Here is an 18,777-nt window from a genome sequence, read left to right on the forward strand (position 1 = left end):
GGCGCCCCGGGCCCGGGCGGGGGGGGGGGCGCCGGTCCGGGGCATCCGGGGTGCTGGAACGGGTTAGCGGCCCGGGGTGAGGCCGACCGGGGGGAGGATCAGGCGGCGACGGGGACCGCGGCGTAGCGGTCGACCAGCGCGCCGAAGGCCTGGAGGTAGCCGATGAGGAAGTCGGCGGTCTGCTCGCTGGTGACCTCGCCGGTCTCGGTGAAGAGGCCGGGCGTGGTCTGGACGTAGCCCTCGGGCTGGCCGAGCGTCGGAGCGTTGTAGTGGCTGAGGATCGCCTTGAGGTGCTGCTGCGCCGCAGCGGTGGCGATGCCGCCGCCCGAGGTGCCGATGACAGCGGTGGGCTTGCCGTCGAACGAGCCCTGGCCCCACGGGCGGGCCGACCAGTCGAGGGCGTTCTTCAGCACGCCGGGGATCGAGCGGCTGTACTCGGGCGTGATGATGATGACGCCGTCGACGTCGGCGATGGCCTGCTTGAAGTCGCGGGCGACCTGGGGGAAGTCGGCGTCGAAGTCGGGCGAGTAGAAGGGGAGGTCCTTGATGGGGATCTCGACGAGGGTCGTGCCCTCCGGGGCGAGACGCTCGAGGGCCTTCGCGAGACGACGGTTGATGGAGGTCGACGAGATGCTGCCGACGATGTAGCCGATGGTCCGCTCGGACATGTGGGTTCTCCTAGAAAAAGCAAAGGCGTCCCCGGTGGGGACCACCGTGGACGTTCCACATCCATGCAAGCACATGCACGTCGCTTCTATTCCGGCGCATGAAAGATCTCTCATCCCCCGCGCGGCGGAGCACGCCGAATCCACCCGCAGGGGGAGGACGCCGCACTGCCGCATCCGTAAGTTCGATCGCAGGGGGATCGAGAGGAGACAGGGATGCTGCAGCTTCGCGGTATCGGCAAGAGCTACGGAGGGCGCCGCGTGCTCGACGACGTGTCGTTCGACGTGCGGCCCGGCCGGCTGACCGGCTTCGTCGGCGGGAACGGCGCGGGCAAGACCACCACCATGCGGATCGTGCTGGGGGTGCTCGCCGGGGACGCCGGCACCGTCACCCTCGACGGCGCCGAGGTGACCGCCTCCGACCGCCGCCGCTTCGGCTACATGCCCGAGGAGCGCGGGCTCTACCCGAAGATGAAGGTCCACGAGCACATCACGTACCTCGCGCGCCTGCACGGCTTCTCGAAGACGGATGCCTCGACCCGCGCTCGTGCGCTGCTCGAGCAGCTCGGACTCGGCGAGCGCCTGAACGACAACGTCGAGACGCTCTCGCTCGGCAACCAGCAGCGCGCGCAGATCGCCGCCGCGCTCGTGCACGACCCGCAGGTGCTGATCCTGGACGAGCCGTTCTCGGGCCTGGACCCGCTCGCGGTCGATGTCGTGGCCGGCGTGCTTCAGGAGCGTGCTGCGGCCGGCGCCGCCGTGCTGTTCTCATCTCACCAGCTCGACGTCGTCGAGCGGCTGTGCGACGACCTCGTGATCATCGCGGGCGGAACCATCCGCGCGGCCGGCGCGCGTGACGCCCTCCGCGCGCAGCACTCGACCCGCCGCTTCGAGCTCGTCTCGGCCGGCGACGCCGGGTGGCTGCGCAGCGAGCCGGGCGTCCAGGTTCTCGACTTCGACGGCGGGTACGCCGTGTTCGACGCCGACAGCGACGAGACCGCGCAGCGGGTGCTGCGCCGGGCCGTCGCGAACGGGGATGTCGCGAGCTTCGCGCCGCAGCATCCGTCCCTCGCCCAGATCTTCAAGGAGGTCATCCAGTGAGCACCACCGACACCCGCCGCGGCGGAAGCACGCTGGGAGCCGGCCAAGCGATCTGGCTCGTCGCCGAGCGCGAGATCGGCTCGAAGTTGCGCAGCAAGGCGTTCGTCATCTCGACGGCGATCCTGTTCATCGGCGCGCTGGCCATCGTCATCTGGGGCGGCTTCCAGGCGGCGAACAACAGCGGCATGCCTGTCGCAGTCACCGCCGATGCGCAGCAGTACGTCGCCCAGGCCGAGGGCCTCGACGTCACCGACGTGGCAGACCGCGCGGCCGCCGAGGCGCTCGTGACGGACGGCGAGGTCGACGCCGCGGTCGTGGGCGACTCGTCGTCGCCGCTCGGGTTCGCGATCGTGGCGGAGTCGTCCGCGCCGACTTCTCTGATGCTGCAGCTCGCGCAGGTGCCGCCGGTCGAGCTGCTCGCGCCCGAGGAGGGCAACGCCGCTCTCGGCTACATCGCCGCGATCGGATTCGGCATCGTGTTCCTGCTCGCCGCGTCGCTGTTCGGCGGCACGATCGCGCAGAGCGTCGTCGAGGAGAAGCAGACCCGCGTGGTGGAGCTCCTCATCTCGGCGATCCCGGTGCGGTCGCTGCTGGCGGGCAAGGTCATCGGCAACACGGTGCTCGCGATGGGCCAGATCCTGATCCTCGCCGCGATCGCGATCATCGGCCTCACCGTGACCGACCAGACCGCGCTCCTGCAGGGCCTCGGCGCGCCGATCGCCTGGTTCGCGATCTTCTTCCTGTTCGGCTTCATCCTGCTGGCGTCGCTGTTCGCGGCGGCCGCCTCGATGGTGTCGCGCCAGGAGGACATCGGCTCGACCACGATGCCGCTGACGATGCTCGTGATGGCACCGTACTTCCTCGTCATCTTCTTCAACGACAACCCGCTGGTGCTCGCGATCATGTCGTACGTGCCGTTCTCGGCACCGGTCGGCATGCCGATGCGGATCTTCCTCGGGCAGGCGCAGTGGTGGGAGCCGCTGCTGTCGATCGTGATCCTCATGGCGACGTGCGTCGCGGCGATCCTCATCGCCGCCCGCATCTACGAGAACTCGCTGCTGCGCATGGGCGGCCGCGTGAAGCTCTCGGAAGCCCTCGCCGGCTGACCCCTGGATCAGACGAAGGGATGCCGCAGCCCCCGGCTGCGGCATCCCTTCTTCGTCGTCGGCGCCGGAGACGACCCACCCGGCACCGTCATCAGCCGCCGGGCCGCAGCCGCAGCGGCTGGTCGATCATGCTCGTGTTGGTGAATCCCCCGCCGTGGCCGTACGCGCTGCCGATCGCGTCGTAGGCCGCGTCCCCTGGACGGAACCCGACCCCGGTGGACGACTCGAGCACGAACGTCCATGCGGTCGGCGCCGGCCCGCACTCGATCAGGCCGGATCCGACCCCTTCGGCGGAACGCTGACCCCGGCGCTGCCTCACCGTGACCTCGAGGAAGGAGGTGGCGGGTTGGTCGCAGGTGACCGTTCCCTGCACGGTCACCACCCCGCGTGAGACCGCGCCGGAGTCGACCGCCACGGCGAAGTCGGTGACGGGCGGTACCGTCTGCTGAACCCGGAACACCAGGTTCCCGCCGGGTCCGACCTGGCCGGCTTCGGCGTCCCCGCAGCACGTGCCGGCCGCGATGAAGTACGTGACACCGGCCTCGACCTGCCGAGCGATCTCCGCCGGCAATCCGAACGAGCCGTCGTTGCACTCGAGGAGCGAGAGGTCGGAAGGCTCCCCGGTATAGACCGCCAACGACGCCTGGTAATCGCTGCCCACCGTGTCGAATCGGACGAAGTCATCGGCCGACGCGGTCCAGCGGTACCAGACCGTCGTTGCGCCGCACGCGGCGTTGTCGGTCGAGGGATCAAAGGTGGCCTCGCGCGTGTCGACGGTGTCGGTGAACGGCAACCCGGGCACAACGGTCGCCTGGCCGACGTCGTCGTTGGCGGGCGCAGCGGCCCACGCCGGGCTTGCACCGGCCAGCGCGGCCGCCGTGGCCAAGGCCACCCCTAATGCCAGCGTCCGAAGGCGTGTGAGATTGGACATCGCCGTCCCTCCCCGTGCTTGAGTTGCTCAGACACGGACGTCGCGAGCACCCCTGGGGCGGGAGGCGGTGTCACGGGCAGGACACCACGCCTGTCGGGTCGGATGCTGTGCGTCCAAGGCGTCTGTGCTCATTGTCCTCTACACGCGGAGTTTGGGAAGAGGAACGCTTGCACGGGCGCACTCATCGCGCCAGTCCCTGCCGCGCACGCGCGGCCGTGGGTAGCGTGAGGCGCATGTCGGCGCAGACCACGTTGCTCATCCTCGGCGCCTCGGGCGACCTCACCTCGCGGCTGCTGCTGCCTGCGCTCGGCCAGCTGCTGGCCCGCGAGCCGCAGCGCTCGGTGCGCCTGCGCGGCGCGGGCATCGACGACTGGGACGACGAGCGCTGGCGGCAGACGGTGCGCTCGTCCTTCCAGTCGGCCGGCTTCGCCGACGCCTTCGCCGCGGTGGCCGACACGACGTACACGCGCGCCGACATCACCGACGCGAAGGACCTCGAGCGGCTGCTCGCCGACCATGACGGACGGATCGCCCTGTACTTCGCCGTGCCGCCCGCGGTCGCGAAAGCCGCGTGCGAGGCGCTCGTCGGCGTGGACATCCCCGAGGGCACGGTGCTCGCCCTCGAGAAGCCGTTCGGCGTCGACCAGGCGAGCGCGCACGCCCTCAACGCGACGCTCGCCCGGCTCGTGCCCGAGGAGCAGGTGTTCCGCATCGACCACTTCCTCGGCCGGTCGACGACGCTGAACCTCCTGGGTGTCCGCTTCGCGAACCGCGTCTTCGCGCCGGTGTGGCGCGCGCAGGACGTGGAGTCCGTCGTCATCCGGTACGACGAGACGCTCGGCCTCGAAGGACGCGCCGGCTACTACGACCGCGCGGGCGCGCTCGTCGACATGATCCAGAGCCACCTGCTGCAGGTGATGGCGGTGCTCGCGATGGAGCCGCCGGCGACGCTGCACGAGCGGGACTTCCGGGATGCGACGGCCGCGGTGCTGCGGGCGACCCACGTGTGGGGCGACGACCCCGCGAAGGCCTCGCGCCGGGCGCGGTACACGGCAGGCAAGGTGGGCGACCGCGAGCTGCCGTCCTACGCCGATGAGAAGGGCGTCGACGCGTCGCTCGAGACCGAGACGCTCGCCGAGGTCACGTGCGAGGTGCGCAACGAGCGCTGGGAGGGCGTGCCCTTCACCCTGCGGTCGGGCAAGGCGCTCGCCGGCAAGGACGGCGAGGTCGTGGTGACGTTCCGCCCCGTGAATCACGTCCCCGAGGGCCTCACGGGGGCGGCGCCCGGCTCAGTGCTGCGCTTCTCCCTCGGCCCCGACCGGATGGACCTCGAGCTCAACGCCAACGGCGGTGACGATCCGTTCGAACTCGAGCGGGCGCTCCTCGAGGCCGACCTCGGCGAGGGCGCGCTCAAAGCGTATGGCGAGGTGCTGTCGGGCATCCTCGACGCCGACGCGACTCTCGCGGTGCGCGGCGACGCGGCCGAGGAGTCGTGGCGGATCGTCGACCCCGTGCTGGCGGCCTGGCGCGCCGGCGACGTGCCCCTCGACGAGTATCCGGCGGGGTCGCTCGGCCCCGCCGGATGGCGCGTGCTTCCCTGAAGCGCGCCTACTGCCCGCCCATCATCTGCGGCTCCATGCGGCCGACCGAGATGACGTTGCCCGCGGGGTCTTTGAACCAGGCGATGTCGGGACCGCCCTCGAAGCCCCGCGAGATGCCCTTCTCGTCGGTGCCGTAGTCGGGGTCGGTGTAGATCTTCGTGACGACGCCGCGCTTGTTCAGGTCGTCGACGGCGGCATCGACGTCGGCGACGCTGAAATTGAGGATCGTGAACACGGCCGGCTCATGATCCTCCTTCGGGTAGACGAAGATGCTGCCCTCGCCGGGCAGGGCGATGGTGAAGCCTCCGCCCATCTCCTCGTAGACGGTGACGTCGAGCCCCAGAGTGTCGCGGTAGAAGGTCGCTGCTGCGCCGATGTCGGGTACGGCGAAGCTAGAAAACGGCCGATCGGGTGTGAACATGACAGCCTCCCAGTGGTTGTGCCGCGGCCAACGATCCTCTTGCCCGCAGGGCATGTCCAGAGGGGTCGCGGCGCACCTTCGCTGCACGGGAGGCGCGGCGTAGACTCCCGGCATCCGCACGAACCGTGACAGCGCTGTGACCGTCAACGGGCGGGTCGTCCCGCTCGCAGGCGCGGTCGCGCACGCCACCGCGCTGGACTGGCTGCGCAGCCTCGGACTGACCGGCGCGAAGGAGGGCTGCGGCGAGGGCGAGTGCGGCGCCTGCGCGGTACTGGTCGCCACGGCGGGGCCCGAGGGCACCGCCGTGTGGACTCCCGTCAACGCCTGCCTGGTACCCGTCCATGCGCTCGACGGGCAGGAGGTGGTGACCTCCGAGGGCCTCGGTTCACCCGACGACCTGCATCCGGTGCAGCAGCAGCTCGCGGCCGCCGGCGGCTCGCAGTGCGGCTACTGCACGCCGGGGTTCGCGTGCGCGATGGCCGCCGAGTTCTACCGGTCCGACCGCTCGGCGGGAGCGGTGGACGGCGAGCACGGGGCGAACGGATTCGACCTGCATGCGCTGAGCGGCAACCTGTGCCGGTGCACCGGCTACCGGCCCATTCGAGACGCGGCCTTCGGGCTCGGGATGCCTCGGCCCGATGATCCGCTCCGTGAGCGGCTGACCGAGCCGGCGCCGACCGCGGTCGCCACCGAGGTGCGCGCGGCCGACGGGCGCTTCGTCCGCCCCGAGACGCTGGACGAGGCCCTGCGGCTGTTGCGCGACGAACCGGAGGCGCTCGCCGTGGCCGGGAGCACGGACTGGGGCGTCGACGTGAACCTGCGCGGCGCCCGCGCGCCACTCGTGGTCGCGATCGACCGACTGCCCGAGTTGCACGGCATCGAGATCACCGGCGACACCGTCGAGATCGGCAGTGCGGTGCCGCTGTCGGAGATCGAGCGCAGCGTGGGCGAGCGGGTGCCGCTGCTCGCGCAGCTGCTCCCCCAGTTCGCGTCGCGCCTGATCCGCAACCGCGCGACGCTGGGCGGCAACCTCGGCACCGCCTCACCCATCGGCGACGCGGCTCCGGCGCTGCTCGCGCTCGGGGCGAGCGTCGTGCTCGTCGCGGCTGACGGCGGCGAGCGCGAGGTCGACCTCGCCGACTACTTCACGGGGTATCGCACCTCGGTCCGGCGTCGCGACGAGCTCATCCGGACCGTGCGCATACCGCTGCGGGTGGCCGGTCTCACCGCGTTCCACAAGATCTCGAAGCGTCGGTTCGACGACATCTCCTCGGTGGCCGTCGCCTTCGCCCTCGAGCTCGACGACGGCGTCGTGACCCGCGCGCGGATCGGCCTCGGAGGCGTCGCCGCGACGCCCGTCCGCGCGTACGCGACGGAGCAAGCCCTCGAGGGACGCCCGTGGAACGCCGCGACGGTGGCGGCAGCATCCGTCGTCCTGCAGCGCGAGGGGACGCCGCTCGACGACCACCGCGCGAGCGCCGCGTACCGCGCACGCATGCTCGGCACCGCGCTGCCGGCGCTCTTCGCGGCGTCGGCCGATGACGAGGAGGCGACGGCATGAGCTCGCTCGCCGATCGTCCCGAGAACCCGGTCGTCGGACGCCCCGCGGTGCACGAGAGCGCGGCGCTGCATGTGACGGGCGCGGCCGTCTACACCGACGACGTCGCCGCGCGGTCCCACGGCGTGCTGACCGCATGGCCGGTGCCGTCGACCGTCGCGCATGCCCGCGTCACCGTCGACGTCGCGCCCGCCTACGCCGTCCCCGGCGTCGTCCGGGTGCTGACCGCCGACGATGTTCCGGGCGTCAACGACGCGGGGGTCAAACACGACGAGCCCCTCTTCCCGACCGAGGCGATGTTCTTCGGCCACGCGCTGGTGTGGGTGCTGGGAGAGACGACGGATGCTGCGCGCCAGGGCGCGGCCGCCGTCACGGTGTCGTACGAACCGCTGCCGTCGCTGATCACGGTGCAGGAGGCGATCGACGCCGGGTCGTTCCAGGGCGTCCCCCGCACGATCGCGCGCGGGGACGCGGCATCCGCCCTCGCATCCTCCGCGTTCGTCTTCGAGGGTGAGAGCGTGGTCGGCGGGCAGGAGCACTTCTCGCTCGAGACGCACGCCTCGTTCGCGGTGCGCGACCCAGACGGGCGGTACTTCGTGGAGTGCTCGACGCAGCACCCGTCCGAGACGCAGGAGATCGTCGCCCACGTGCTCGGGATCCCGTCGAGCGAGGTCACCGTCGAGTGCCTGCGGATGGGGGGCGGCTTCGGCGGCAAGGAGATGCAGCCGCACGGGTTCGCGGCGATCGCGGCGCTCGGGGCGAAGCTCACCGGACGCCCCGTGCGCCTGCGGCTCACCCGCACGCAGGACATCACGATGTCGGGCAAGCGTCACCCGTTCCACCTGGCCTGGCGGGCGGGCTTCGACGCCGACGGGTACCTGCAGGCGCTCGACGCGACCCTCACCGCCGACGGCGGCTGGAGCCTCGACCTCTCGGAGCCTGTGCTCGGCCGCGCGCTCTGCCACGTCGACAACGCCTACTGGATCCCGAACGTGCGCGTGCACGGCCGCGTCGCGCAGACGCACAAGCCGTCGAACACGGCGTTCCGCGGCTTCGGCGGCCCGCAGGGCGCGTTCCTCATCGAAGACATCCTGGGCCGGGCGGCACCTGTGCTCGGGATCGATCCCCTCGAGCTGCGGAAGAAGAACTTCTACCGACCGGGGCAGTCGACGCACTACGGGCAGCTGGTGAAGGACGCCGGGCGGCTCACCGCGATCTGGGAGCGCCTCCGCGGCGAGGCCGATCTCGACGCCCGCCTGTACGAGATCTCGCGGTTCAACGAGGCGCACCACGATCGCAAACGCGGGCTCGCGATGACGCCGGTCAAGTTCGGCATCTCGTTCACCTTCACCTCGTTCAACCAGGCCGGCGCGCTCGTGCTCGTCTACAAGGACGGCTCGGTGCTGATCAACCACGGCGGCACCGAGATGGGCCAGGGCCTGCATACCAAGATGCTGCAGGTGGCCGCGACGGCGCTCGGGGTGCCGCTCGAGACGGTCCGGGTCGCGCCGACCCGGACCGACAAGGTGCCCAACACGTCGGCGACCGCTGCGTCGTCGAGCGCCGACCTCAACGGCGGCGCCGTCAAGCTCGCGTGCGAGGAGATCCGCGGCCGGCTCGCCGCCGTGGCGGGGCGCCTCCTCGGCGTCGACGCGCGCGACGTGCGGTTCTCGGACGGCTACGTCACCGCGCTGGGCGGAGGGGAACGGATGCCGTTCGCCCACGTCGTCGCCGAGGCCTACCTGCAGCGCGTGCAGCTGTTCGCGGCGGGCTACTACCGCACCGAGGGGCTGCACTGGGACGCCGACCGCCAGCAGGGATCGCCGTTCAAGTACTTCGCCTATGGCTGCGCGGCCGCCGAGGTCGAGGTGGACGGCTTCACCGGCGCGTACCGCCTCCGCCGCGTCGACATCGTGCACGACGTCGGCGACTCGCTGTCGCCGCTGCTCGACATCGGCCAGATCGAGGGCGGCTTCGTGCAGGGCACCGGCTGGCTGACGCTCGAGGAGCTGCGCTGGGACACCGGCGACGGGCCGACGCGCGGCCGCCTGCAGACGCCCTCGGCCAGCACGTACAAGCTGCCGAGCTTCTCCGAGATGCCGGAGGAGTTCCACGTGGCGCTCTTCGAGGACGCCCGCGAGGACGGCGCCGTGTACGGCTCCAAGGCCGTGGGCGAGCCGCCGCTGCTGCTGGCGTTCAGCGTGCGCGAGGCGCTGCGACAGGCGGTGGGTGCGTTCGGCCCGGCAGGACGCAGCGTCGAACTCGGGTCACCGGCCACCCCCGAGGCGGTGTTCTGGGCGATCGAGGCCACACGCGGCGCAGGAGTTCCAGACGCAGCTGGGCCCACGCGCCCGGAGGCTCCGGGCGACGCGCCAGCGGCGCCTGGAGGGGGCGTGGGGACCGTGTCCCGCGATGGGGCGGATGCCGCGGGCGTCGGTCGGGCGGCGGACCCCGGGTCTGCGGAGCCCGACCTGCTCACGGCGGGCCGCTGAGGCCGGCCGTGGACTGGCTCGACGCGGTGCGGAGCCTGCGCGACGCCCGCACGCCCGCGGTGATCGTGACGCTCGCGATGGTGCGCGGTCACGCCCCGCGCAACGGCGGCGCCAAGATGGTCGTCTCGCCGGGCGAGGTCTTCGAGACGATCGGGGGCGGCAACCTCGAGGCCACCGCCGTCGCGCGCGCCCGCGCGATGCTGGCCTGCGGGACCGCGGAGCCGGAGCTGCTGACGCTCACCCTGAGCGACAAGGAGACCACGGAGTACGGCGTGCAGTGCTGCGGAGGAGAGGTCACGCTCATGCTGGAGCCGGTGCGCGTCGTGCCGTCGGTCGCGGTGTTCGGAATGGGACATGTGGGCCTCGAGGTGGCGCGGATCCTCGCGCGCCAGCACCTCGACCTGCACCTCGTCGACTCCCGCGAGGCCATGCTCTCGCCGACGCGCCTGGGGGTGGACGGCGCGCCCGGGCCGCTCGCCGACGCCGTCGCGGGGGTGCACGTGCACCGGGCTCCGGTGCCGGAGGCCGTGCTGGCGTCGGTGCCGGCGGTGACGCACGTGCTCGTCATGACCCACGACCACGCCGAGGACCTCGCGATCGTCGACCAGGCGCTGCGCATCGAGGGCATCGCCTCGATCGGTCTCATCGGCTCGCGCTCCAAGTGGGCCCGCTTCCGGGCACGCCTCCAGGAGGCCGGCCACGACGAGGCGGCCCTGGCCCGGGTGACGACGCCGATCGGCCTGCCCGAGATCCCCGGCAAGCAGCCCGCCACGATCGCGGTGAGCGTCTCGGCTCAGCTGCTGCAGCTGATCGAGGAGGCCGCCCCCGTCGCTGCCCGCGACGAAACCGCGCAATAGCACCGACGTCGGCGTCGTTTCCGTGCAATTGTGCGTTCTCGAAAGGCCGGGGCGCACTCGGACGCCCATCAGCGCCCGAGCCCGGATCAGTACTCGATGCGGGTCGAGGTCTGGCCCCACTCGGTGAACGGCGCGATGCGGTGCTCAGGGGTGAGGTCGATCGACTCCACGGGCATGATGTCGCGGTGCTCGGGGTGGCCGTCGAAGTAGCGGTAGAAGACCGCGTCGTCGAAGCCCGCGGCGGCGGCATCCTCTCGGTCGGCGGCGAAGTACACCCGCTCGACGCGGGCCCAGAGCGCGGTGCCCAGGCACATCGGGCACGGCTCGCAGCTGGTGTAGAGCGTCGCTCCGGTGAGGTCGAACGTCCCCAGTCCCTGGCACGCCCGCCGGATGGCGACGACCTCGGCGTGCGCCGACGGGTCGAGGTCGGCGGTGACCCGGTTCACGCCCTCGAAGACCTGCCCGTCGGCCGACACCACGACCGCCCCGAACGGGCCGCCGGCGTTGCGGACGTTCTCGGTCGCGATCTCTATGGCCCGGGCGAGGTAGCGGGCGGGCGTCCCGTCGGTACTGGACATCAGCCCCACCATACGAGCGCTCCGCGCCGCGCGCATCACCCCCGCGCGCGGGGCCCGTCACCGCTCGACGAGCACCCCGTCCGCGTCGGCCCACACGTGCTTGTCCGGCACGAAGGCGACGCCCGCGATCACCACCGGCACGTCGACCTCCCCGACGCCCTCCTTCGCGCTCTTGCGCGGGTTCGAACCGAGCGCCTTGACGCCGAGGTCGAGCTCGCCGATCGCGACCCGGTCGCGGATCGCGCCGTGCACGATGATCCCCGCCCAGCCGTTCTCGATCGCGGAGGCTGCGATGAGGTCTCCGACCAGCGCGGACTCGAGCGATCCGCCGCCGTCGATCACGAGGACCGCACCCTCGCCCGGGGTGGCGAGCAGGGCCTTCACGAGCGCGTTGTCGCAGTGGCACCGCACCGTGCGGATCGGCCCGTCGAACGCGACGCGCCCGCCGATGTCGTGCAGCTGCAGTGCGAGCGAGTCCAGCTCGTCGCCGCGTTCGTCGTAGAGGTCGGCCGTCGCGATGGTCATGCTCTGACGCTATGACGGATGCTGTGCCCCGAGGCATCCGTCATGAAGAGAAGTTCGCGCGCCCTTCTGCGAACCGCAAGAACGGGCGTCAGGCCGGGGCGGGCGGGTTCTCGTCTGGGTGGAGCGTGCTGAAGAACGAGTACGTCGCGCCGTCGGGGTCGGGCCCACGCTCCTTGAACTCGTTGACGAGTTCGTAGAGACGGTGCTGGAACTCCTCCTTGTGCTCAGGGGTGAGCTTCAAGCCGAGCCAGGTCGCGTCGAGCTCCTCGGGGTCGACCCCTTCGATCTGCTGCAGGAACGTCTCGATGAGCACGGGCGAGCCACCGGGCATCGAGGTGCGCCACGAGAGCCCGGTCGCTCGGTAGGGAACCTCGCGCGCTCCCTGGGCGCCGGTGCGCTCGGGCTGGGCGGCGAGGTAGCCGGTCTGCACGAGCGTGCGCACGTGGTGCAGCATCGTGCCGGGGTTCACGCCGAGCAGCTCGGCGAGCTCCTTGTTGGTGCGCGACTCGAAGGCGCACAGCCGGAGCACCCGCAGACGCAGCGGCGAGCTGAGCGCGCGCATCCGCGCCTCCGCCTCGGGATCCCCGTGACGCAGTTCGATCCGCTCTTCCCGCTCCCCTGTCACGTGGTCAGCGTACAAGACTGATTGACAGTTCTCAATCGATGACGCACACTGATTGGCATGTCCCAATCAGACGAGGTCCGCGAGGCCGAGGGCGTCGACGACGCCGTCCTCGCAGAGGCCAGGGCCGAGGCATCGACGCTCACGTCGCGTGCTGCTGCGGACGAGGCGATCGAAGCGGATCAGGATGCTGCGGCCGGCGCCTCCGCCACGCCGGCGCCGAAGGGTTCGCTGTGGCGCGACCACAATTTCATGACGCTGTGGAGCGGGCAAGCGCTCAGTCAGTTCGGCGCACAGATCACCGAGCTGGCCATCCCGGTGCTCGCGGTTCTGATGCTCAGCGCGACGGAGTGGGAAGTCGGCGTGCTGAATGCCGCGCAGGTCGCGGCGTTCCTCGTGGTGGGTCTTCCCGCCGGAGCGTGGATCGACCGCATGCGCAAGCGGCACGTCATGATCTGGGCGGATGCGGTCCGGGCTGTCGCGCTGGCGATCCTTCCGGTGCTCGCGCTGCTCGGCGCGCTGGAGATCTGGCACATGATCGTCGTCGCCCTCATCATGGGCGTCGCAACGGTGTTCTTCGACGTGTCCAATCAGAGCATCGTGCCGTCGCTGGTGCGGGCGAACCAGATCGCCGAGGCGAACGGCAAGCTGCAGTCGACCGAGCAGCTCGCGGGCCTCGCCGGTCCTGCGGTGGGCGGCTGGCTGCTCGGGATCCTCGCCGCACCGCTCGCGATCCTGATCACGGTCGGCACGTACCTCGCCTCGTTCGTTGCGCTGCTGTTCACCCGTGACCACGAGACGCTCCGCGCCCCCGAGGACCACAAGCCGCTGCTCCACGAGATCGGCGAGGGGCTGCGTTGGGTCTTCGGCAACCCGCTGCTGCGCCGTATCGTCCTGACCACGGGAACCGCGAACTTCTTCGGCACGATCGCAACCACGCTCTTGCCCATCTTCGCGCTGCGCGAACTCGGCCTCACCCCGCAGATGCTGGGTATCGTCCTTTCGCTGTCGGCCGTCGGCGGCCTCCTCGGCGCCATGATGACCCCGCGCATCGTGGCGCGGATCGGAGAAGCCCGGGCGATCCCGATCAGCGCGATCGCGTTCTCGGTGATCCCGTTCTTCCTGCCGGCGATCTCGCTGGTGCCCGCGCTCGCCTTCCCGCTGCTGGTGATCCAGTTCTTCCTCGCGAGCTTCACGGTGCTGCTCTACAACATCACCCAGGTCACTTTCCGCCAGCGGATCACGCCGCCGCGGCTCCTCGGACGCATGAATGCGTCGGTGCGCTTCGTCGTGTGGGGTGTCATGCCGATCGCCGCACTGCTCGCCGGAGCGCTCGGCACGTGGATCGGCACGGTGCCCACGCTGTGGATCGGGGCGATCGGCGAGCTCTTCGCCTGCCTGTTCGTGGTCATCGGCCCGTTCTGGCGCATGCGGGAGCTCCCCGACGCGCACGCCGAGCACACCGACCACGAGCCCGCCGGCTGACAGACCAGGATGCCTCGGCCCGCCACGCAGGGTACGGGCCGAGGCATCCGTCCTCCTCCGCCTGCGGTACCCGACCTGCGGGTTTCCGGCAAGATCGTGCCCATCGGGGCATGGGCGTGCTTAGGTTGCACCATGACGGCCCGCATCGTCTCGATCGGCACAGCTGTTCCGCCCACCCGCATCGCGCAGGCGGTCGCGCGCGACATCTTCGCGGCGCAGGAGGGGGCCGACCGGCTCGCGCGGCGCCGCATCCAGGCGGTCTTCGACGCGTCGGCGATCGAACAGCGGCACACCGTGCTGGCCGAGTTCGCGTCGGCCGCCGTCGCGCCCGACGACGCCGCCTTCGTCGACGCCGAGGGCCGGCTCCTCTCCCCCACGACCGGCGCGCGCAACGAGCGCTTCATCGCGTCGGCGCCGGAGCTCACGGCCGCCGCCGCGCGCACGGCCCTGGCCGACGGTGGCATCGATCCATCCGCGGTGACCCATGTGGTCACCGTCTCGTGCACGGGGCTCTTCGCGCCGGGCCCGGACTATCGCCTCGTCCGCGACCTCGGCCTGCGCCCGACGGTCGAGCGGTGCCACCTCGGCTTCATCGGGTGCGCCGCGGCGCTGCCCGCGCTGCGGGTCGCTTCGGCTCTGGCGGCGTCGCGACCGGATGCGGTCGTGCTGGTCGTGTGTACCGAGCTGTGCACGCTGCATCTGCGGCCCTCGAACGATCCGCAGCAGATCGTGGCAGCATCCGTCTTCGCCGACGGCGCGGCGGCGGCGATCGTGACCGCCGATCCGACGGCGGGGAACCCCGGCGGCCTCGACCTCGACAGGTTCGGCACCGCCCTCACCGACGAGGGCGAGACCGACATGGTCTGGACGATCGGCGACAACGGGTTCGAGATGATCCTGTCCTCCGAGGTGCCGCGCATCATCGGCCGCGAGATCCAGGGGGCGGTGGGCCGGTTCCTGGGCGACGACACGCCTCCCGACGTGTGGGCGGTGCATCCCGGCGGGCGCAGCGTGCTCGACCGGGTCGAGACCGGGCTCGACCTCCCGCCCGACGCGCTCGCGGCGTCGCGCGCCGTACTCCGCGACTTCGGGAACATGTCGAGTGCGACGATCCTGTTCATCCTCGCGTCACTCCTGCGCGACGACGACGTCCCCGATGGCTCGCGGATCGCGGGCCTGGCCTTCGGTCCGGGGCTCACGGTCGAGTCGGCGCTCATGACCCGGCGCCGCCCGGCGGTCACGGCCGCGGAGGACGTCGGCCTCGCCCTGGTGGCCTCGGCGTGACGGCGGCGGTGCCGGCATGAGCCTCGCCGTGCGCGACGACCGGCTCGCCGAGCTCATGGACGACCCGGACTGCGATCCGGACGCGCTGCGCGCCACGCTGCGGCGCTTCGGCACGATCAACCGCCTCGTGTCGGGCTGGGGCGTCGTCTACCGCACGCGGCTGCGCCCTCACCTCGCCGCGCTGGGCCGGCCGGCGCACGTCCTCGACATCGGGTCCGGCGGCGGAGACCTCGTCGCGCGCCTCGCCGCGGCTGCCCGGCGCGACGGGCTCGACGTGACGTGGACGGGCATCGATCCCGACCCGCGCGCGCACGAGGTGGCGATGGCGCGCGGGCCGATCGCCGGCGCCAGCTTCCGGAGGGCGGATGCCGCCACCCTCCTCGCCGAGGGGCGCACGTACGACGCGGTGCTGTCGAACCACGTCCTCCACCACCTGGGCGACAGCCTCGGCGGCTTCGTCGAGGAGTCCCGCGCGCTCTCCCGCGGCGTCGTGCTTCACAGCGACATCGCCCGCTCGCGTCCGGCGTACGGGCTCTACGCCGTCGGGATCACCCCCTTCGAGCGCGGCACCTTCCTGCGCACCGACGGCCTCCGCTCGATCCGCCGCAGCTACACGCGCGCCGAGCTCACGGCCGCGCTGGACGCCGGCAGTCCGGGCGCGTGGACGGTGCAGACACCGGTGCCCTTCCGCCTCGTGGCCGTCGGGCGCGGCCGTGCGTGACGTCACCGTCGTCGGTGCCGGTCCGGTCGGGATGCTGCTCGCCGGCGAGCTGGCCCGCCGCGGCGTGGACGTCGAGCTCCTCGAGCGGCGACCCGCTGTCGGCGACGGCACCCGGGCCATCGGCATCCACTCCCCCGTCCTGGCCGCCCTCGAACCGTCGGGGCTGACGGAGCGCCTCCTCGCCGAGGCGGTGCGCGTGCGCCGCGGAGAGGCCCGATCGCGCGGGCGTCTGCTCGGGACGGTGCACTTCGACGTGCTGCCGGCACGCTTCCCCTTCGTGGCCACCCTCCCGCAGGCGACCACCGAGTCCGTGCTCGGAGCCGCGGCCCCCGAGCCGCTGCGCGGCGCGTACGTGCTCGCGGTGATCCCGCATCGCGACGCGGTCGTGGTGCGGGCCGGACTCCTCGGCCGCCCCATCGAATCCGAGAGCCGCATTGTCGTCGTCGCTGGCGGGGGCGCCGCGCGTGATCTCGTCTATCGTCCGGGTGCCGTGCCGGCGCGCGACTACCGCGACCGGTATCTGATGACGGATGCTGCCGCCGACGCCGATGGCGAGCTCGCGGTGATCCACCTCGATCCGGACGGCGTGCTCGAGTCCTTCCCGCTGCCTGGCGGTCGCCGCCGGTTCGTCGCGTGGGACCCGCCGGGCGCCGACGAAGACCCGGAGGCCCGCACTCGGCGGCTGCGGGATGCGCTCGCCCGTCGCGGGGAGGCGGCTGCGTCCGAGGCGGTGACGACGGCGACGTCGTTCGGCGTGCGCCGGGTCGTCGCGCCCCGGCTGCGTCACGGCCGGGTGTTCGCGATCGGAGACACCGCGCACGAGGTCAGCCCGATCGGCGGGCAGGGCATGAACCTCGGCCTGCTCGACGCGGTGACCCTGGCTCCGCTCCTGGCGTCTTGGATGCGCACCGGCCGTGCCCCCGACCTCGGGCTGCTGCGGTGGGAGGCCCGTCGGGTCCAGTCGGCGCGGCGTGCCGCGACGCTGGCGAGTGTGAACACCGCGCTCGGCCGACCCAGCGGTCGCGGCGATGCACTGAGGCGCACGGCGGTGCGCGCGATGCTCACCGGACCGTCGGCCCGGCTCTTCGCCCGCGCGTACTCCATGGGCTTCGACGTCGACGCCTGACCCGGCCCGTCCGCCCCGCGAAACTCGGAGATCCCGCGAATCTCTGAGTGATGTGGCCCATCGGTCCGAGATTCGCCAGATCTCCGCCCTTCGCGCTGTGCGATCGCGGCGATCGGGCGGGTCTCAGGCGACGAACGCGCTGCCCGACGCCACCAGCTGGGCCGCGAGGAGCAGCGCGGCGAGCATCACGAGGCGGAACAGCGCGCGCGTCGGCGGCCTCGAGATCGCACGCCACGCCGTCACCGCCGCCACGGCCACGACGGCCGCGAAGAAGACCCACGACACCGGCGAGACCGCGCCGAGGTCACCGCCCGCGGCGCCGAGCAGCACGGCGACCGCACCGCCGACCACAGCGAGCGCGGCGACGATCGCCGCCACCCGCGGTCCCAGCCGGTGCGGGAGCCCACGTACGCCGGTGCGGGCGTCGTCGTCGAGGTCGGGCAGCACGTTCGTGAGGTGCACGGCGGCGCCGAGGGACGCGCCGGCGACCCACGCCCACCACGCCGCGAACGACGGATCCGGCGCCGACAGCGTCGCGAGCGAGGGGAAGATCCCGAAGCTCACGAGGAACGGAACGATCGACCACGGCGTCGTCTTCAGTCCCGCGTTGTAGGCCCACGCCGAGCCCAGGGCGAGCGCGTGGGCGGCCAGCATCCGCCATCCCAACGGCGCGGAGAGAACCAGAGCCGACGCCAGCAGTCCGAGCGCGGCGCCCCAGGCGACCCGCGCCGACACGTCGCCGCGCGCGATCGGCTTGTCGGTGCGGCCGACCGCGCGATCGCGCTCCGCGTCGAGGGCGTCGTTCGAGATGCCGACCGACAGCTGCCCCGTGAAGACCGCCACGGTCAGCAGCGCGAGCCGCCACGCCTCCAGCCCGGTCGCGATCCCCAGGGCCAGGGCGAGCGCGGTCACGACGAGCGTCGGCCCCGGATGCGAAGAACCCCACAGAGCACGGACGGTGCGCACGGGTCGATGCTCTCACGGGCCGCTCAGCGACACGGGAGGACATGAAGGGAATGTTCTCAGGTCCATGTCGTTGCATGGATCTGGGCCGACGGGGTCCCGGCAGAAATCGCTCGACCCCAGAGGAGCAACCCATGTCCACTCTCACCGCCCGCACCGCCGAGACCCACGCGCCGATCATCGACGTGCTCGCCGAGCGCTGGAGCACCCGCATCTTCGACCGCGAGTCGGTCATCGACGAGGCCGCGCTCGCGAGTGCGCTCGAGGCCGCCCGCTGGACGCCGACCGCCGCCAACACTCAGGCCTGGCGCGTCATCGTCGCCCGTCGCGGCTCGGCCGCGCACGCGACCGTTCTCGGCTCGCTCGCCGGCTTCAACAGCGCGTGGGCCGGCGACGCCGCCGCGCTGGTCGTGTTCGTCGCCGAGACCACGCGCGACGGCGAGCCCATGCGCTGGGCCCAGTACGACACCGGCCAGGTCGCGGCGCACTTCACCGTGCAGGCGCACGCCGACGGTCTGTCGACGCACCAGATGGGCGGCTTCGACCGCGACGCCATCGTCGCCGGCTTCGACCTCAGCTCCGACTTCACCCCCGTCACCGTCATGGCGGTCGGCGAGCTCGGCGACATCCGCCTCGCGTCGGAGGAGCTGCAGGCTCGCGAGAACGCCCCGCGCGTGCGCCGCCCCGCCGCCGACTCGGTGCTCGTGAACGACTGATCCACCCCGGATACGAGAAACGGAT

At 71.9% G+C, this 18,777-nt stretch carries 18 protein-coding genes; 11 read left to right on the forward strand and 7 right to left on the reverse strand.

Translation table 11 applies throughout. From position 1 onward, the window contains the following. Nucleotides 1-98 precede the first annotated feature (98 nt). Nucleotides 99-668 carry an NADPH-dependent FMN reductase gene (locus ACLBXX_RS13695; RefSeq protein WP_378904911.1) on the reverse strand — a complete coding sequence of 190 codons (570 nt, stop codon included), beginning with the start codon at nucleotides 666-668 and terminating at the stop codon, nucleotides 99-101. Between the two features lie 213 nt (nucleotides 669-881). Here ACLBXX_RS13695 and ACLBXX_RS13700 point away from each other — a divergent pair, with 213 nt between their 5' ends. Together ACLBXX_RS13700 and ACLBXX_RS13705 are read left to right on the forward strand one after the other, a co-directional pair. Beyond that, a complete protein-coding gene (locus tag ACLBXX_RS13700; RefSeq protein ID WP_387141885.1) occupies nucleotides 882-1,766 on the forward strand; it encodes an ABC transporter ATP-binding protein in 885 nt (294 codons plus the stop codon). Then, complete coding sequence (locus ACLBXX_RS13705) at nucleotides 1,763-2,872, forward strand: ABC transporter permease (RefSeq protein ID WP_447658452.1); 1,110 nt, start codon at nucleotides 1,763-1,765, stop codon at nucleotides 2,870-2,872. Before ACLBXX_RS13700 ends, ACLBXX_RS13705 begins: the two co-directional genes overlap by 4 nt. Before the next feature lie 91 nt (nucleotides 2,873-2,963). On the opposite strand, the gene ACLBXX_RS13710 is transcribed toward ACLBXX_RS13705, so the two are convergent. Further along, nucleotides 2,964-3,758: a hypothetical protein gene (locus ACLBXX_RS13710; protein WP_447658453.1), complete on the reverse strand. Its 795-nt coding sequence runs from the start codon at nucleotides 3,756-3,758 to the stop codon at nucleotides 2,964-2,966. Nucleotides 3,759-4,036: 278 nt separating this feature from the next. On the opposite strand from ACLBXX_RS13710, the gene ACLBXX_RS13715 reads away from it, so the two are divergent. Further along, nucleotides 4,037-5,404 (forward strand): glucose-6-phosphate dehydrogenase, encoded by a 1,368-nt coding sequence (locus ACLBXX_RS13715; protein WP_447658454.1) that lies wholly within the window; start codon nucleotides 4,037-4,039, stop codon nucleotides 5,402-5,404. A gap of 7 nt (nucleotides 5,405-5,411) precedes the next feature. Here ACLBXX_RS13715 and ACLBXX_RS13720 read toward each other — a convergent pair whose 3' ends face one another. Then, nucleotides 5,412-5,825, reverse strand: a complete 414-nt coding sequence (locus ACLBXX_RS13720) for a VOC family protein (protein ID WP_387141893.1) — start codon at nucleotides 5,823-5,825, stop codon at nucleotides 5,412-5,414. Between the two features lie 136 nt (nucleotides 5,826-5,961). Here ACLBXX_RS13720 and ACLBXX_RS13725 point away from each other — a divergent pair, with 136 nt between their 5' ends. From ACLBXX_RS13725 to xdhC, 3 genes are read left to right on the forward strand one after another with little or no spacing between them, the layout of a single operon-like run. Continuing rightward, entirely contained in the window at nucleotides 5,962-7,386 is a 1,425-nt protein-coding gene (locus tag ACLBXX_RS13725) for a xanthine dehydrogenase small subunit (protein ID WP_447658455.1), read from the forward strand. Beyond that, nucleotides 7,383-9,875 (forward strand): xanthine dehydrogenase molybdopterin binding subunit, encoded by a 2,493-nt coding sequence (gene xdhB / locus ACLBXX_RS13730; RefSeq protein WP_447658456.1) that lies wholly within the window; start codon nucleotides 7,383-7,385, stop codon nucleotides 9,873-9,875. Before ACLBXX_RS13725 ends, xdhB begins: the two co-directional genes overlap by 4 nt. An 8-nt stretch (nucleotides 9,876-9,883) precedes the next feature. Further along, nucleotides 9,884-10,732, forward strand: a complete 849-nt coding sequence (xdhC, locus tag ACLBXX_RS13735) for a xanthine dehydrogenase accessory protein XdhC (protein WP_447658457.1) — start codon at nucleotides 9,884-9,886, stop codon at nucleotides 10,730-10,732. 86 nt (nucleotides 10,733-10,818) lie between these two features. Here the strand turns inward: xdhC and ACLBXX_RS13740 are convergent, their stop codons facing one another. The 3 genes from ACLBXX_RS13740 to ACLBXX_RS13750 form a co-directional block, all read right to left on the reverse strand. Beyond that, nucleotides 10,819-11,310, reverse strand: a complete 492-nt coding sequence (locus ACLBXX_RS13740; protein WP_387141904.1) for a nucleoside deaminase — start codon at nucleotides 11,308-11,310, stop codon at nucleotides 10,819-10,821. Between the two features lie 57 nt (nucleotides 11,311-11,367). After that, a complete protein-coding gene (rraA, locus tag ACLBXX_RS13745; protein ID WP_447658458.1) occupies nucleotides 11,368-11,835 on the reverse strand; it encodes a ribonuclease E activity regulator RraA in 468 nt (155 codons plus the stop codon). Nucleotides 11,836-11,923: 88 nt separating this feature from the next. Next, complete coding sequence (locus ACLBXX_RS13750) at nucleotides 11,924-12,460, reverse strand: ArsR/SmtB family transcription factor (RefSeq protein WP_447658459.1); 537 nt, start codon at nucleotides 12,458-12,460, stop codon at nucleotides 11,924-11,926. 57 nt (nucleotides 12,461-12,517) lie between these two features. Between ACLBXX_RS13750 and ACLBXX_RS13755 the strand changes: the two genes are divergently transcribed. The 4 genes from ACLBXX_RS13755 to ACLBXX_RS13770 all read left to right on the forward strand — a co-directional run bounded on the left by ACLBXX_RS13755 (nucleotide 12,518) and on the right by ACLBXX_RS13770 (nucleotide 17,073). Continuing rightward, the gene (locus ACLBXX_RS13755; protein WP_447658460.1) at nucleotides 12,518-13,942 is read left to right on the forward strand and encodes an MFS transporter; all 1,425 of its coding nucleotides are present in this window, start codon (nucleotides 12,518-12,520) and stop codon (nucleotides 13,940-13,942) included. Between the two features lie 132 nt (nucleotides 13,943-14,074). After that, a complete protein-coding gene (locus ACLBXX_RS13760) occupies nucleotides 14,075-15,226 on the forward strand; it encodes a type III polyketide synthase (RefSeq protein ID WP_447658461.1) in 1,152 nt (383 codons plus the stop codon). A 16-nt stretch (nucleotides 15,227-15,242) separates the two neighbouring features. After that, the gene (locus tag ACLBXX_RS13765) at nucleotides 15,243-15,947 is read left to right on the forward strand and encodes a methyltransferase domain-containing protein (protein WP_447658462.1); all 705 of its coding nucleotides are present in this window, start codon (nucleotides 15,243-15,245) and stop codon (nucleotides 15,945-15,947) included. Beyond that, nucleotides 15,940-17,073 (forward strand): FAD-dependent oxidoreductase, encoded by a 1,134-nt coding sequence (locus tag ACLBXX_RS13770; RefSeq protein WP_447658463.1) that lies wholly within the window; start codon nucleotides 15,940-15,942, stop codon nucleotides 17,071-17,073. The genes ACLBXX_RS13765 and ACLBXX_RS13770 overlap by 8 nt, the downstream gene beginning before the upstream one ends. Nucleotides 17,074-17,196: 123 nt before the next feature. Here ACLBXX_RS13770 and ACLBXX_RS13775 read toward each other — a convergent pair whose 3' ends face one another. Next, the gene (locus ACLBXX_RS13775) at nucleotides 17,197-18,039 is read right to left on the reverse strand and encodes a UbiA family prenyltransferase (protein ID WP_447658464.1); all 843 of its coding nucleotides are present in this window, start codon (nucleotides 18,037-18,039) and stop codon (nucleotides 17,197-17,199) included. Between the two features lie 131 nt (nucleotides 18,040-18,170). On the opposite strand from ACLBXX_RS13775, the gene ACLBXX_RS13780 reads away from it, so the two are divergent. Continuing rightward, entirely contained in the window at nucleotides 18,171-18,752 is a 582-nt protein-coding gene (locus tag ACLBXX_RS13780; RefSeq protein WP_447658465.1) for a nitroreductase family protein, read from the forward strand. Nucleotides 18,753-18,777 lie beyond the last annotated feature (25 nt).

The sequence above is a fragment of the Microbacterium sp. C23T genome, assembly GCF_053345975.1.

Coding starts and splice junctions, on each gene's coding strand:
- rraA (WP_447658458.1), bottom strand. CDS start 11,835: ATGACCATCGCGACGGCCGACCTCTACGACGAACGCGGCGACGAGCTG.
- ACLBXX_RS13700 (WP_387141885.1), top strand. CDS start 882: ATGCTGCAGCTTCGCGGTATCGGCAAGAGCTACGGAGGGCGCCGCGTG.
- ACLBXX_RS13760 (WP_447658461.1), top strand. CDS start 14,075: ATGACGGCCCGCATCGTCTCGATCGGCACAGCTGTTCCGCCCACCCGC.
- ACLBXX_RS13765 (WP_447658462.1), top strand. CDS start 15,243: ATGAGCCTCGCCGTGCGCGACGACCGGCTCGCCGAGCTCATGGACGAC.
- ACLBXX_RS13740 (WP_387141904.1), bottom strand. CDS start 11,310: ATGTCCAGTACCGACGGGACGCCCGCCCGCTACCTCGCCCGGGCCATA.
- ACLBXX_RS13720 (WP_387141893.1), bottom strand. CDS start 5,825: ATGTTCACACCCGATCGGCCGTTTTCTAGCTTCGCCGTACCCGACATC.
- xdhB (WP_447658456.1), top strand. CDS start 7,383: ATGAGCTCGCTCGCCGATCGTCCCGAGAACCCGGTCGTCGGACGCCCC.
- ACLBXX_RS13780 (WP_447658465.1), top strand. CDS start 18,171: ATGTCCACTCTCACCGCCCGCACCGCCGAGACCCACGCGCCGATCATC.
- ACLBXX_RS13695 (WP_378904911.1), bottom strand. CDS start 668: ATGTCCGAGCGGACCATCGGCTACATCGTCGGCAGCATCTCGTCGACC.
- ACLBXX_RS13715 (WP_447658454.1), top strand. CDS start 4,037: ATGTCGGCGCAGACCACGTTGCTCATCCTCGGCGCCTCGGGCGACCTC.
- ACLBXX_RS13755 (WP_447658460.1), top strand. CDS start 12,518: ATGTCCCAATCAGACGAGGTCCGCGAGGCCGAGGGCGTCGACGACGCC.